The following is a 14,461-nucleotide window of genomic DNA, read 5'->3' as shown; positions in this document are numbered from 1 at the left end:
TATCCACCCACTCTAACGAGCCCCCCTACTTCTCCCCGTGCCCCAGCGCCAGATAGGCGTCGGACTGCATTTCCATGAGGCGGGAGACGGTGCGTTCGAATTCGAAGGCGCCGTCGCCGGTGGGGTAGAGGCGCGCGGGTTCGGCGTCGGCGGAGGCGAGCAGTTTCACCTTATATTCGTAGAGCGCGTCGATCAGCGTCACGAAACGGGCGGCCTCATTCCGGTTCTCCGGCCCCAGCACAGGGATGCCGACAATGATGATCGCGTGATAGCGCCGCGCGATCGCCAGATAGTCGGTCGCGCCGCGCGCCTCCGCGCAGAGCCGCTTGAAGGAGAATACGGCGACGCCCTTCAGGCTTTTGGGCACATGCATCGTCCGGCCGCCCTGCACCGGCAACTCCTCCGTCGGGACATTGGCGCGGTCCTCCGGCGGATAGTCGGTCAGGCGGAAGAAGGCGGCGCTGAGCGCCTTCGTCGCCTCCGGCCCGTTCGGCACATGCCAGAGGGTCGCGTCGCCCAGGCGGTCGCGGCGATAGTCGACCGGACCGTTGAGGCCCATCACGTCCAGCCTGTCCTTGATCAGCGCGATGAAGGGCAGGAACAACTGCCGGTTCAGGCCATCCTTGTAGAGATCGTCCGGCGGGCGGTTCGACGTGCTGACGACCGTGACGCGCGCGGCCAAAAGCCCGGTGAACAGGCGCGACATGATCGCGGCGTCGGCCATGTTGTTGACCACCATCTCGTCGAAGCAGAGCAGCCGCGCTTCCTCCGCCAGCGCCACGACGACCGGCGGAATGGGGTCGCCGCTTTCCGACTTGCGCGCCTCGGCCAGACGGGCGTGCACCTCGATCATGAATTCGTGGAAATGCGCGCGGCGCTTGCGGTTGACCTGCACCGTGTCGAAAAACAGGTCCATCAGCATCGATTTGCCGCGCCCGACCCCGCCCCACATATAGAGGCCGCGCGGCGGTTCCGGCGCCTTGCGCAGCATCTTCCACAGGGTCGATCCGCGGGGGGGGGCCGCCTCCAGCTCCGCCTGCAGGATGTTCAGCCGTTCCGCCGCCGCCGCCTGATCCGTGTCGGGCCGCAATTCCCCGGCCTCCACAAGCGCGTGATAGCGGCCGATGACCGTCGTCACGCCCGCGCCGCGCCCTTGCGGATCGTCGCCATGAAGGAGGCGATGGGACCGGATTCCTGCTCCACGATGCCCCGCACGAAGGCGATCCGCTTCGTCTCGCGCACCAGGTCGACCACCGCGTCGAGATTTTGACCCGAAAGGCCGGGCGCGAGATACTGGATCGTCAGGTCCAGCGTGACGGCCAGATCCTCCCGCTCCAGACCGCAGCCGCGCGCGCCGGCGAACAGGGCGATGTCGATGAAACCGGCGGTCGCGCCGCCATGGAGATAGCCGGTGGCGCTGGTCAGATGCTCGCCGGCGAAGCAGCGGACGCGGGCGCGGCCCGGCGCCTCCACCTGCACCCGGATCGGGTTATAATGGGCGTTGAACACGCCGCCGCCACGCGGCCCCCAAATCCGCCAGCCGGGATTTTCGGGGTCCGCGTCATAATGAAAGTCGCTCTGATTTTCGCCGGACACGGACCTAGAGCTGCCTTTCGGCCATCATCTTCTTGGTCTCGGCGATCGCCTTGGCCGGGGACAGGCCCTTCGGGCAGACATTCGCGCAGTTCATGATGGTGTGGCAGCGATAGAGGCGGAAGGGATCCTCCAGCTCGTCCAGACGCTCGCCGGTATATTCGTCGCGGCTGTCGGCCAGCCAGCGATACGCCTGCAGCAGGATGGCGGGGCCAAGGAACTTGTCGCTGTTCCACCAGTAGCTGGGGCAGCTTGTCGAGCAGCAGGCGCACAGGATGCACTCATAGAGGCCGTCGAGCTTCTCGCGCTCCTTGGGCGACTGCAGCCGCTCCTTGCCCGAAGGCGGCGGCGATACGGTCTTCAGCCAGGGCTGGATCGAATTATACTGGGCGTAGAAATGGGTGAAGTCAGGCACCAGGTCCTTGATCACGTCCATATGCGGCAGCGGGGTGATGCGGACGTCGCCCTTGCAATCCTCGATCGCCGTCGTGCAGGCGAGGCCGTTCTTGCCGTTGATGTTCATCGAGCAGGAACCGCAAATACCCTCGCGGCAGGAGCGGCGGAAGGTCAGGCTGGGGTCCTGTTCCGACTTCATCTTGATCAGGGCGTCGAGGACCATCGGGCCGCAATCGTCCAGATCGATCTCAAACGTGTCGTAGCGCGGGTTCTGGCCGGAATCCGGATCGTAGCGATAGACCTTGAACGACTTGACGTTCTTCGCGCCGTCCGATGCCTTGTGCGTCGTGCCCTTGCCGTTGATCCGGCTGTTCGCGGGCAGTCTGAATTCCGCCATAGTCGCAATTATCCCGTTGAGTCCCTTGCGGGACCGTCAACAGGATGGCGGCACGGGTGTCAAGCGCTGCGGTGCAAAAAGCGTGAGGTCAGCCCGCCCAGCCTATCCGTTTCGCCAGCACCGTACCCGCAATGCCATAGGTGCGGGCGTTGTCGACATCGACCGCGAGCGCCCCGTCGGAGAAGATGACGGTGCGGAAGCGCAGGCCGAAACGGCGGGATGCGCGCTTCATCGCACCGTCCAGCGTGACCAGGCGGGCAAGGACCAGCAGGATGTCGAACAGGCCAAAGGCGGTGACGAGGCGGCGGGGGTTTTTCCTGAACTGGCCGCCCTCCCGGAAAATCTCCGCCGCGCGGAAGGCGTGCGGGCCGGACACGCCATAAAGGTTGCAGTTGGAATAGCCGCCGTCGCGGAACATGTAGAAGCGCCGCTGCGCCTCCGGGTGGACGGCCTGCACCGCGCCCTGTGTGGTCATGCCGGCGACGACGTCCGCCTCCGCCAGAGCCGTGCGCACCTCCGCGATGGCCGCCGGGGTCAGGAGCACATTGTCGGCCGTGGTGATGATGACCGGATCATCCTCCCCCTCCGCCGCCGCAAGCACGCTGTCGGCGATGCCGGGGCGGGAGGGGACGAGCTCGATCGGCACGTCGGTCATCCCCTCGAACAGTTTGGCGAGGATCAAATGGATTTCCGGTTCGACCGACACCTTGATCTTCCCGACGCCCGGCGTCGTGACGAGCGTGCCGATGACATGCGCGATCAGCGGCCTGCCGCAGATGGGGACCAGGCATTTGTGCGACACGCCCGAATCGCGGGCGAGTTCGTTGACGACGCCGGGGCGCTGGGCGGCAAGGACGATCACGGTGGCGGGGACGTTCTTCAAGCTCACTCGGCTGCCTCCAGCAGGGAGATGTCGATCAGGCCGTGGCGGCGCAGGCCCTCCGCAACGATCGTTTCGATCAGTTCACGCTGGGTAAGGCCCGCCCGTTTCGCGGAGCGGCCGAACACCTTTTCCGACCACAGATTGCAGTTGAGATTCTGCTCCAGGAACACAACCTTGCCAGTCGCGGCGTCGAAGCGGAATTCGAAGCGGCCATAGTCGAACGGCATATATTCGCGGGCAAGGCGCGCGGTCATGTCGCGGACCAGCGGCACGAAGTCCGGCTCCTCGAAATCGACCAGGGCATATTTCTGGGTGCGGTCGACCAGATCGCGCTTCTCCCAATAGGTGCGCAGGTGCGACGGATCGGCCTGTTCGAACAGCATCATCGGCATGATGACCGGCTCACCCATGATGGTGATCACCGGCACCTCTATATCGCTGCCGTTGATGAAGGGTTCGACGATCGCGTCATGCCCCTCTGCGTGAATCGCGCCGACGGCCTGCACCACGCCCGCCCAGCCGGACGCATCGCGCACGCCCCAGCTTGCCGAGGAGGCGTTGGGCTTGATGACGAGGCGGTCGGCGCGGGGGCAGTCCCGCTCCGTCACCGGCGCGCCGCGACGGTAGATCGCCCAGGGCGCGGTCGGCACGCCGCGCGCGACGGCGGCGAGCTTCGAGAGATGCTTGTCGTCCGACATGCCGCGCAGGATGGCCGATGCGCCAAGGAAGGGGAGGCCGAGCCGGGTGCAGAGCAGCGGCAGCATCATTTCCGAATTGAGGAAACCGCCCCGGTTGAGCAGCGGAAAGACATAATCGACGTCCGGCGCATCGAACAGATCCCGATAGTCGTTCGACAGGCGCAGGTCGAAGCCGATCTCCTCCAGGATCGTGCGCACCTCATGATGATAGACAGCGTGGTTGCCATCCTCCGCATGCGGCGCGCCGTCGCCCAGCGCATGTTTGGCGACGAACATCAGCCGCAGCCGCCGGAGCGCCTCATAGGGGATGTGCAAGGGTTCGATCGGACGCAACATGGGATTCCCTTTCAGAAAGGCCGTGGTTTTTTGAAGGATGCAGGCGCTGTTGCAGGCCCGTGACAGTGCAACAGGGATGTAACGCCGGGATGCGATGAGCAGCGCGAAGGCCGCCTGGCCGCACGAGCGAAAGGCAGACCATGATTCGACCCGACACCGCAGCGCAGATTGCCCGGCTTCTGACCGAGGGCGGCGACGCCCGGATCACGCTGAACCCGGAAACCGGCCTTAACCGCTATCTCGCATCGCCCCGGCCGCGCGCGATGACGACCTATGCATCCTCGACCGCGAACGACATTTCGCCCGAAGCCTTCGCGCATCTGGGGGAGCGGCTGGACGCGCTCGCCCCGCGGGGAGAGATTGACGGAGCCGGATATGAAGTCGCGCTGGATGCGCTGCGCGGCCGCATCCGCGACGCCTATGGCATTGGCGCGGACTGCGCGATCGCCTTCGCCCCGTCCGGCACCGACCTGGAATATGTCGCGCTGGCGGCGGTGGCGGGGAAAGCCGCGAATGGCATCCACAACCTGCTGCTGGGCGCGGACGAGATCGGCAGCGGATGCGCCCACAGCGCGGGCGGCCTGCATTTCGCCAGGGAGACGGCGCTGGACGTCGCCACCGAGCCGGGCACGCCGGTCGCGGGGCTGGGTCCCGTGTCGCTGAGCCAGTTTCCGGTGCGCGACGATCATGGCATCGCCAATGACAGCGCGATGATTGCGATGGAGATGCGCGCGACCATCGCCCGCGCCATCGCGCGCGGCGAGCATCCGCTGGTGCATATCGTCCACGGGTCCAAGACCGGGCTGATCCTGCCCGCCATCGACGATATCGACGCGCTGCGCCGCCGGTTCGGCGCGGATGTCAGCTTCGTCGTCGACGCCTGCCAGGCGCGGATCACGGGCGAGGCCATCGCCGCCTATCTGCGGCGCGGCATCATCGTGCTGCTGACCGGCTCCAAATTCATGGGCGGGCCGCCGTTCAGCGGCTTCGCGCTGATACCCGCCGACATGACCGCCGGGGCCGCGCCGGTCGCGGAGGGCTTCACCCGCATATTCCGCCGGGCCGAATGGCCGGAGGGCTGGGCCGGGCGGGATGCCCTGCCCGCCAGCCCGAATTTGGGTCTGATGTTGCGGGTGGAGGCGGCGATATTCGAGCTGGAGCGGTTCCAGGCGCTGCCCATTCCGCGCGTCGTGCGCGTGATCGACGCATTCCAGGCAGCGACCGGCGGGCTGCAATCGCGCATCTGCGCGCAGGCGCTGGGATCGCGTTTCGGCGGGGCGATGCCGCCACAATGGCACCCGATCGAGATGCGGACACTGGTGACGCTGGACCTCTCCTGCTGCCTCACCCGGCCGAGCTTCGACGATGCCGTCGCCATTCAGGGCGGGTTGCTGGAGCGGGGCATCCGCCTGGGCCAGCCGGTGCGCTGCATCCGCATGGGCACGTCCGGCGATAGCGCGCAATGGGCGGGCACGCTGCGCCTTGGCCTCTCCATGCCGCAGATCGTGCGGATGGATGGGCTGGACGATGACGCGCTGGCCGGGGCGTTCGCGGGCGACATGGCGCGAATCGGCGATGCGCTGATCGCGGTGATGCTGGGCAGCCGGCGTAGTCAGCGCCTGTCGGCCTGAACCGGAGAGCGCCGCATCCGCCATCGACCCCTGCTCGACTGGCTGGCCATGAACCATGGTCCGGCTTATCGGCTGGCAACATCACAAAAATATTGCGGGGGTCTTTCAACTTTGTGACGGTTGGGGGCTGGAGCGATGAGGACTTGGCACGGAATTACCTACACCATCCGTTCGTCCTGAGCTTGTCGAAGGACTGCACTTGCTTCGAGGAAAAGGACAGGGCTTCGACAAGCTCAGCCCGAACGGATGGTGTTTTGGCGCTCCGGCCCTGTGCAATGCTCCTGATCATCAGGTGATTCCGCCCGCCGGGAAAATGCTCTAGGGGCGGGCTATGGAGCCAGAGGACACCGCCCAATCATCGCCCGTCACCAGCCGTCATGTGGCGAAGGGCGTCGGCACGACATTGCTGTCGCGACTGGGCGCGGTGATCGAGCTGGTGTCGCAGCCGCTCTATGTGGCGATGTTCGGGCTGGCGAGCTTCGGCATCTATACGGTGCTGTGGGCGGCGGTGAACCTGTTCGAGAATGTGTTCGACCTGGGCATGACATCGGCGATGCAGCGCACGGTGCCGCAGGCGAAGGATGACCGGGACGCGGTGGCGTCACTGCGCGCGGCGATGATCCTTGGCCTTGGCCCCTGCACGCTGGTGGCGGCGCTGTGCGTCATCTTCGCGCCGCAGATCGCGCCGCTGCTGAACGTGGCGGAAAGCGACCGGGCGCTGCTGGTGCCGTCGATCCGCCTGTTCGCCTGGGCCTTGCCGTTATGGGCGTTTGTCGAAATCGCGACGTCCGCCTTGCGCGCGCGGCACCTGTTCGGCGCGGAGATACGGTTGCGCATCGTGTGGGAACAGGTGATCCGGCTGGTGCTCGCGGCGATCCTCTATTTCGCCGGGCTTGGCCTGACCGGCCTGTTCATCGCCCATATGACGTCGCTGTTCATCACCGTGCTGCTGAGCATCCGGCTGCTGAGCCGCCATTATGTGCTGCGCCATATGACTGAGGGACCGGTGTTCGGGACCATGTTCGCCGACACGGCCAAGGCGGGCCTGTCGGTGCTGCCCGCGAACATGGTCGGGCGGCTGTTCGGCGATGCGCCCGCCATTGTCCTTAACCTGCTGATCCCCGGAGCGAACGGGGCGAGCGCGGCGGCGCTCTATACGATCGGGCGCAAGATTTCGAGCGTGGTGCAGTTGGTCCGCGTCGCCTTCGTCTATGTGCTGGCCCCGCTGGCGTCTAGCGCGCTGCGCCATGACATCAACCATGTGCGGACCATCTACGCCTATGCGACGCGCTTGATTACCGCGGTCGTCACGCCGCTGGCGCTGGTCCTGTCCGCCGCGACCATCCCGATGCTGGCGGTGTTCGGGCATGGCGCGAACGCAGCGCAAGGGGCGGTCGTGCTGCTGATCCTGGCGCGGGGCATAGAGGCGATATTGGGGCCGTCCGTGCCGATCCTGCAGGTGGTGAGCGGATATGGGCGGCAGATCGTGGCGAGCATCGTCGGGCTGGCGGGGGCGTGCGCGGTGGCGGCGGTCGCCATCCCCCTCTCGCCGCTGACCGGCATGGCGGGGGCGGTGGGCATCGGCTTCCTCATCTCCTCGGCGATCCCGATGGCGCAGCTTCGCATCCATGACGGGCTGCATCCGTTTGACGGCGGGTTCCGGCGGGTGCTGGTGCGGGCGGTGGGCATATCGCTGGTCGCGCTGGCCATCGCCCTGCCCGCGACGCTGCTGCACGAGGCGATCGCGCTGCCCATCTGCGTGATCGTGGGGCTGACGGCGATGTGGTGTTCCTGCCGCTTTGCGTTGCAGCGGCCCGACCGGGAGTCGCTGGGCAAGACGGCGCGGAAGCTTCGGCTGGTTTAGGTAGAGGCGTGCTCCTGCGAAGGCAGGAACCCAGCTCAAACGGTGGGACTGGGCTCTCACGAACCACTGGTTTCGTTCGAGTGCTTTCGCAGGAGCACGGAGCACTTCAGTTAAGCATAACTCCCGTCACCCTACCGTCATATTGACGGACGGGCGGCGGGGGCTGTAGATGCCGCCCCTTCACCTACCGGGCCGACAGGGCATCGGATCGCAGGAATAGGCCGACCCATGTACCAGAAAGAACTCGCAAAGAGCGGGCACAAGCTGTTCATCATCCGTGGCAGCTACATCTATATCGTCATCGGCCTGGGCGTGCTGATCGCTTGGGTGTCCGGACGGTTGGGGCCGTTCGAGACGGTGGAGGCCAACCATATATGGTTCGGCGTGTCGCTGTTCATCGCCAGCGCCGCCGCGCTGCTGCGCATCATCGTTGGCGGGTTCGCGGCGCTTGGCACATCGGGCAATGCGAAGAAGGCGGCGGTAGCGTCGGAACTCAACACCACCGGCCCCTATTCGCTGGTCCGCAACCCGCTCTATGTCGGCCGCATCATGAACTTCACCGGCATCGCGATGCTGTCGGGAAGCTGGGTGTTCGGCGCGCTGGTGTTCCTGATCAGCGTGCTGATCTATGAGCGCATCTCGATCTATGAGGAGAATTTCCTGATCGAGAAATTCGGCGCGGCGCATGCCAAATGGGCGGCGGAAGTGCCCGCTTTGCTCCCCCGCCTGCACGGCTGGGTGAAGCCCAAATATCCCTTCTGGTGGCGCCGGGCGATCCGCCGCGAATATAAGAAGATATTCCAGCTCGCCTCCGCCGTGATCCTGTTCGATTTCGCGCGGCGCGGCTTCGTGCTGCCCGCCGATCTCACCTGGTATTATGTCTATGGCGGGATCGTCGTGCTGCGCGTGATCGCCGGGGCCGCGCGCCAGTTCGGGGGCGTGTTCAAGGGCATCGAATAAGGATGGCAGAGGCTGGTCTTGCACCGATGATCGCCGTCGTCGGTTGCGACGGGTCGGGCAAGTCCACTTTGTCGGCCGACCTGCTGGCCTGGCTGCGCGAGAGCCGGGAGGTGGATACGGTCTACCTTGGCCTGCGGTCGGGCGAGATCGGCAACCGCATCAAGCGCTGGCCGCTGATCGGCCGGGCGTTCGAGCGGCAATTGTCGAAGAAAGCGGGACAGGCCCGCGAAAAGGGCGGCAAGATACCCGGCGCGCCGACCGCCTTCGTCATCTACATGTTTTCGGTGAAGCGCATGCGGGCGTTCAACCGGATGCTGGCGCTGCGCCGCAAGGGCGTGACCATCGTCACCGACCGCTATCCGCAGGTAGAGGTGCCGGGCTTTTATGACGGGCCGGGCCTGTCGGCGGCGCGGGCCGAGGGCTGGCTGGTGTCGCTGCTCGCGCGGCGGGAGCGGGCGATGTATGAGCGGATGATCAGCCATGTGCCCGATCTGGTCATCCGGCTGAATGTGGATGTGGATACCGCCTTCGCGCGCAAGCCCGACCATAAGCGCGCGTCGCTGGAGGCTAAGGTGGCGGTGACGCCGCATCTGCGGTTCAACGGGGCGAAGATTATCGACCTGTGTTCGACCGATCCCTATCCGGTGGTGTTGGAGCAGGCGAAGGCGGCGGTGATGGGTGTGCTTTCCATAAAATGAGCACACACCCGTTCGTCCTGAGTAGCCATTGAGCGAAGCCGAAATGGCGTATCGAAGGACTGTCCTTAGTGGGGCAATGCTTCGATACGAGCCTTCGACTTCGCTCAGTCTCTACTCAGCACGAACGGAGATTATGGTCTGGTTGCGTTCAGAGTATTCGCCGCCAATATCCGCTCGATCAACGCAATATCCTCCGGCTTGTCGGCGTCGATGCAGGCTTCGGGCTGGGGCATCGCGACCGGCCGCGCGGCGACGCGGAAGCGGCGGCCGGCGAGTTTCATCCCCTGCCTGAGCGACAGCAGACGCAGCGCGGAGAAGATCAGCAGGAAAGGGCCGAAAGCGGCGAGGATTTTCCAGCCCTTTTTCCGGTCCTGCTCCACCGCGCGCCAGAAGGCGATCACGTCCCGCGCCTTCGACCCGCCGATCCAGAACAGGTTCGCGCCCGACCACCAGCCGTCGCGGAATTTGAGCCATGTCCGCTTGGATTCCGGATAGGCGGCGAGCAGGGTGCGGCGCTCCACCATCGCAACGGCCAGGTCGGCGCCCGCGGCACCCGCGATGAAGTCGTCGATCATCGCGCCGGTGAGGAGCACATTGTCCGCCGTGGTGACGATCGCGGGCAGCGCCGCGCCGCCGCCGTCGATCAGGTCCAGCAGCGACTGGCTGATCCCCGCGCCGCTGGGCGTCATGCGGATGCCGGGATGGTCCGCCAGCCAGGCGGTCGCGGGATCGGCGGCGAAGGCGGCCGGGTCCTGCACCAGCACGACCACCGGGCCGATGCGCGGATGGGCAAGCAGGGTGCGGGCGACATGATCGACCATCGGCCGCCCGGCAATGGGGATCAGCGCCTTGTACGTCACGCCTGCAGCGGCGGCGAGCGGATCGCGGCCCGGCCTGCTCCCGGCCAGCAGGATCGCGGGAACCCTCTCCTGCGCGGCGATCCGATTATCGAGTGACATCTGACGGGCGATAGCTACAAAATATGTCTCCCGCATCACTTTTCGCCGGGGGGTTTGATCGGCATGATTCACCGCATGACGTGGCTCGCGCCGGTCGCGCTTCTGGCCATGACGCCCCTCGCCCTAGCCCAGGCCGACCCCGCGAAGGCCGCCGCGCCGCAATCCCTTGCAGGCCATTATTATCTGCAGGGGGTGATGGAGACCGGATCGGAGCTGATGCTGGACCCGCGCGGGCGGTTCGAATGGTATCTGGTCTATGGCGCGCTGGACCTGTTCGCCGAAGGGACATGGCGGCAGGACGGCGGGACGATCGTTCTTACCAGCAAGAAGGCGAAGGGCATGCCCGAACCGGGGTTCAAGACCCTGACGCTGACCGTGCGGGACGCCGACCTGATCCCGCCGGACGGCAAGGGCGCCTATATCCTGGCCCCGGCGCAATGACCCCATATCGCACAATAAGGAGCATATCCCCGATGCACCGTTTCCTGACCACCGCCGCCGCCATCCTCCTGCCCCTGCCTGCAATGGCGGCGGCCGCTCCGGCCCCGGCGGACCCCTATATGGCGCGGGTGGCGAAGGTGCTGGCGGCGACGCCCCTGATCGACGGGCATAATGACTGGCCGGAGGCGCTGGTCGACCATGCGGGCGACAAGCGCTGGACGCTGGACCTCAACCGGCTGGACACCAAGGATTATGACACGGACATAGAGCGGCTGCGGCTGGGCAAGGTCGGCGGGCAGTTCTGGTCGGTATTCGTGTCGCCTGCCCTGCCCGGACTGGAGCAGGTGAAGGCGACGCTGGAGCAGATCGACCTGGTGAACCAGATCGTGCGCCGTTATCCGCAGACCTTCCAGCTTGCGATGACGGCGGCCGATGTCCGCGCCGCGCACAAGGCGGGCAAGATCGCGTCGATGATCGGCGTCGAGGGCGGCGGCCAGATCGACAAGAGCCTGTCCGTCCTGCGCGCCTATAAGCGGCTGGGCGCGGGCTATCTGACGCTGACCCACGCCGTGACGATCGACTGGGCGGACAGCGCGACCGACAATCCCAAGCATGACGGGCTGACCAAGTTCGGCGAGACGGTGGTGCATGAACTGAACCGGCTGGGCATGCTGGTGGACCTCTCCCATGTGAGCGAGGCGACGATGCTGGACGCGCTGGCGGTGACGAAGGCCCCGGTGATCTTCTCCCATTCCAGCGCCAAGGCGATTTGCGACCATAGCCGCAACGTGTCCGACGCGGTGCTGAAGCAGGTCGCGGCCAATGGCGGCGTGGTGATGGTGAATTTCGCGCCCAACTATATCTCCGAAAAGCGGCGCGTCTGGGGCGCGGCGCGCGGCGCGGAACAGGCGCGCTACAACGCACCGCCCTTCGGCGGCCTCTATATCGGCGACCCGGAAAAGGCGAAGGCGGCGCTGGCGCAATGGGAGAAGGCAAACCCCGAACCCAAGGTGACGATGAGCGATGTCGCCGACCATATCGACCATATCGCCAAGGTGGCGGGGGTCGATCATGTCGGCCTGGGCGGCGATTATGACGGCCTGCCCGCACTGCCCGAAGGGATGGACGGGGTAGAGACCTATCCCAAGCTGCTGGCCGAGCTGATGCGGCGCGGGTGGAGCGACGCCGACATCGCCAAGCTGGCGGGCGGCAATATCCTGCGCGTCATGGAAGCGGCGGAAAAGGTCGCGGCATCCATGCGCGGCGAACCGGCGGCCACGGAAACAATTGCGCAACTGGACGGCACCAAATAGCAATTGCGCGACACAGCCGGAGGACCGAAGCGAGTCCCGATGAGCGAAGCGCCCTATGTTTTCAAACCGCACGAACGGCCGACGCTGCCGGGGTCGCCCGCGAACCCCGACCATCCCGGCAGGCGGCGGGCGGTATATTTCGCGATCGGCATATTGGTGGGCATTACCGGCGGGCTGGGCAATGCGCTGGTCACGGTCAACCTGAACTTCGCGCAGGGGACGCTGGGCCTCAACAGCAATGAGAGCGCCTGGCTGACCGCCGCCTATTTCATGACCAATGTGACGGCCAACCTGCTGCTGGTGAAATATCGCCAGCAATTCGGGCTGCAGTCGTTCGTCCGCTATGTGCTGGGCGCTTATGCGCTGACCACATTATTCCATCTGTTCGTGCACGGATTCTGGAGCTCGGTCGCCGTGCGCGCGGCCAGCGGGGTCGCGGCCAGCGGCCTGACCACCATGACCATCCTGTACCTGATGCAGAGCATGCCCGCGCCCAAGCGGCTGGCGGGGGTGATGATCGGCATTTCCATTCCGCAATTGGCGACGCCGCTGGCCCGCATGCTTTCCCCCGGCCTGCTGGAATGGGGCGACTGGCACATGCTCTACTGGTTCGAACTGGGGCTGGCGCTGGCGACGCTGGCGGCGATCATGGCCCTGCCCCTGCCGCCGAGCGAGCGGGAGAAGGTGTTCGAAAAGACCGACTTCCTGACCTTCGCCCTGCTCGCGCCCGGCCTGTGGCTGCTGATCGCCGTGCTGTCCGAGGGGCGGATCGAATGGTGGACCGAGCGCGCCTGGATGGGATATGCGCTGATCGGTTCCGTGCTGCTGATCGCCGCGGCCCTGCTGGTCGAACATCATCGCGACAATCCGCTGATCAACACCCGCTGGCTGGGCACGCGGGAGATGGCGCGGCTGATGCTGGTTGCCGCGTCCATCCGGGTATTGTTGTCGGAGCAGGCATTTGGATCGGTCGGGCTGCTGACCGTGGCGGGCATGATCAACGACCAGATGGTGATGCTGAATTTCGTGATCGTGCTGGCGTCGATCGCAGGGCTGGCGACCGCCGTGCTGACCTTCAATCCGGTCAATGTCGCCCGGCCGATCACCATCGCCATCATCCTGATCGCCATCGGCGCGTTCATGGACGCGGATTCGACCAACCTGACCCGGCCGAGCAGCTTCTATATCAGCCAGGCGCTGATCGGCTTTGCGTCGCTGCTGTTCATGGCGCAGGCGATGGTGATCGGCATTGCCCGCACCCTGCTGGCGGGGGGCAAGAATTTCATCAGCTTCGTCGTGCTGTTCAGCATGAGCCAGAGCATCGGCGGCCTGATCGGCACGGCGTTTCTGGGCACGTTCCAGGTGGTGCGCGAGAAATTCCATTCACATGCGCTGGTGCAGAATATCGTCATGACCGACCCGATCGTCGCCGCGCGCATCCGGGCGGGATCAGGCGCGGTGACAGGCGTCGTCGGCGACCCGGCGCTGCGCAGCGCGGAAGGCGCGGCGATCCTGGCGCAACAGGCGACGCGCGAGGCGAACATCCTGGCCTATAATGACGTGTTCCTGCTGATCGGCGTGCTGGCGATCATGGCCGTGATCTGGAGCATTTCCATCCGCTATTCGATCCGCAAGCGCGGCGAGATTTCGCCGGTCGTGCTGCTGCAGCGGAAGATGCAGGAACAGGCGGCCGCGATGGCGGCGAAGTCATCGGGCGCAAACTGAGGACATATGACCAAAAACACAGCACCCCCGGCCGAAGAACCCGTCATCACCGACGATCCGCAGATCGACCCGCCGCCAAGCGGATGGCGGCCGCCCGCCAAGAGCCGGACCACGGTGATCGTGATCGTCGGGATCGCGCTGGTCGCGGTGCTGGCCATCCTCTACGCATGGCAGTTGCCGCCCTTTTCCGGCTGGGCGGAAAAGACCGACAATGCCTATGTCCGGGGCAAGGTGACGATCATCAGCCCGCAGGTCAGCGGCTATGTCACGTCCGTACCCGTGCAGGATTTCGGCGCGGTGAAGAAGGGGCAGGTGCTGGCGACCATCGACGACCGCATTTACCGGGCGCGGGTCGAGCAGGCGAAGGCGAACCTGGCCGCGCAGATCGCCGCTTTGTCCAATTCACAGCAGAGCCAGCGGTCGCGCGAGGCGGCATTGACCGGACAGGAGGCCGCCATCGGCAGCGCGCGGGCGCAACTGGTGAAGGCGCAGGCCGACATGAAGCGCGCAGACGCGCTGGTCGCCGATGGCTCCATATCCGAACGGGAGCGGGATCAGACGCGCGCC

General features: G+C 65.8%; 14 protein-coding genes. 8 read left to right on the top strand and 6 right to left on the bottom strand.

Annotation, left to right across the window (positions count from 1 at the left end):
- Positions 1 to 25: 25 nt before the first annotated feature.
- From zapE to BHQ40_RS21780, 5 genes are all read right to left on the bottom strand, one after another.
- Entirely contained in the window at positions 26 to 1,138 is a 1,113-nt protein-coding gene (gene zapE / locus BHQ40_RS21800) for a cell division protein ZapE (RefSeq protein ID WP_070157900.1), read from the bottom strand.
- On the bottom strand, positions 1,135 to 1,596 hold the full coding sequence (locus BHQ40_RS21795) for a PaaI family thioesterase (protein WP_070157899.1): 462 nt from the start codon (positions 1,594 to 1,596) through the stop codon (positions 1,135 to 1,137). Before BHQ40_RS21795 ends, zapE begins: the two co-directional genes overlap by 4 nt.
- 4 nt (positions 1,597 to 1,600) lie before the next feature.
- On the bottom strand, positions 1,601 to 2,386 hold the full coding sequence (locus tag BHQ40_RS21790) for a succinate dehydrogenase iron-sulfur subunit (RefSeq protein ID WP_070157898.1): 786 nt from the start codon (positions 2,384 to 2,386) through the stop codon (positions 1,601 to 1,603).
- 88 nt (positions 2,387 to 2,474) lie between these two features.
- Positions 2,475 to 3,275, bottom strand: coding sequence for an NTP transferase domain-containing protein (locus BHQ40_RS21785; RefSeq protein WP_083277101.1), 801 nt, complete (start codon positions 3,273 to 3,275; stop codon positions 2,475 to 2,477).
- Positions 3,272 to 4,303, bottom strand: a complete 1,032-nt coding sequence (locus BHQ40_RS21780) for a D-alanine--D-alanine ligase family protein (protein WP_070157897.1) — start codon at positions 4,301 to 4,303, stop codon at positions 3,272 to 3,274. Before BHQ40_RS21780 ends, BHQ40_RS21785 begins: the two co-directional genes overlap by 4 nt.
- Positions 4,304 to 4,443: 140 nt before the next feature.
- On the opposite strand from BHQ40_RS21780, the gene BHQ40_RS21775 reads away from it, so the two are divergent.
- The 4 genes from BHQ40_RS21775 to BHQ40_RS21760 all read left to right on the top strand — a co-directional run bounded on the left by BHQ40_RS21775 (position 4,444) and on the right by BHQ40_RS21760 (position 9,456).
- Positions 4,444 to 5,934 carry a hypothetical protein gene (locus BHQ40_RS21775; protein WP_070157896.1) on the top strand — a complete coding sequence of 497 codons (1,491 nt, stop codon included), beginning with the start codon at positions 4,444 to 4,446 and terminating at the stop codon, positions 5,932 to 5,934.
- A gap of 331 nt (positions 5,935 to 6,265) precedes the next feature.
- Positions 6,266 to 7,798, top strand: coding sequence for a lipopolysaccharide biosynthesis protein (locus BHQ40_RS21770; protein WP_070157895.1), 1,533 nt, complete (start codon positions 6,266 to 6,268; stop codon positions 7,796 to 7,798).
- Between the two features lie 228 nt (positions 7,799 to 8,026).
- Positions 8,027 to 8,758: a methyltransferase family protein gene (locus tag BHQ40_RS21765; RefSeq protein ID WP_070157894.1), complete on the top strand. Its 732-nt coding sequence runs from the start codon at positions 8,027 to 8,029 to the stop codon at positions 8,756 to 8,758.
- A 2-nt stretch (positions 8,759 to 8,760) separates the two neighbouring features.
- Positions 8,761 to 9,456, top strand: a complete 696-nt coding sequence (locus tag BHQ40_RS21760; protein ID WP_070157893.1) for a nucleoside/nucleotide kinase family protein — start codon at positions 8,761 to 8,763, stop codon at positions 9,454 to 9,456.
- A gap of 131 nt (positions 9,457 to 9,587) precedes the next feature.
- On the opposite strand, the gene BHQ40_RS21755 is transcribed toward BHQ40_RS21760, so the two are convergent.
- Positions 9,588 to 10,415, bottom strand: coding sequence for an NTP transferase domain-containing protein (locus BHQ40_RS21755; protein ID WP_070157901.1), 828 nt, complete (start codon positions 10,413 to 10,415; stop codon positions 9,588 to 9,590).
- Positions 10,416 to 10,490: 75 nt separating this feature from the next.
- Between BHQ40_RS21755 and BHQ40_RS21750 the strand changes: the two genes are divergently transcribed.
- The 4 genes from BHQ40_RS21750 to BHQ40_RS21735 all read left to right on the top strand — a co-directional run.
- Positions 10,491 to 10,856 (top strand): hypothetical protein, encoded by a 366-nt coding sequence (locus tag BHQ40_RS21750; RefSeq protein WP_070157892.1) that lies wholly within the window; start codon positions 10,491 to 10,493, stop codon positions 10,854 to 10,856.
- 32 nt (positions 10,857 to 10,888) lie between these two features.
- Complete coding sequence (locus tag BHQ40_RS21745) at positions 10,889 to 12,169, top strand: dipeptidase (protein ID WP_070157891.1); 1,281 nt, start codon at positions 10,889 to 10,891, stop codon at positions 12,167 to 12,169.
- Between the two features lie 39 nt (positions 12,170 to 12,208).
- The gene (locus tag BHQ40_RS21740; protein WP_070157890.1) at positions 12,209 to 13,894 is read left to right on the top strand and encodes an MFS transporter; all 1,686 of its coding nucleotides are present in this window, start codon (positions 12,209 to 12,211) and stop codon (positions 13,892 to 13,894) included.
- 6 nt (positions 13,895 to 13,900) lie between these two features.
- Positions 13,901 to 14,461 (top strand): HlyD family secretion protein (locus tag BHQ40_RS21735; protein WP_139139414.1); only part of this gene is annotated, 561 nt, incomplete at its 3' end.

It is taken from the genome of Sphingobium phenoxybenzoativorans, from assembly GCF_001757355.1.
Taxonomy (GTDB): Bacteria; Pseudomonadota; Alphaproteobacteria; order Sphingomonadales; family Sphingomonadaceae; genus Sphingobium; species Sphingobium phenoxybenzoativorans.
Note: the sequence above shows the minus strand (reverse complement) of the source record. Positions and strands in the feature narration are given on the sequence as shown.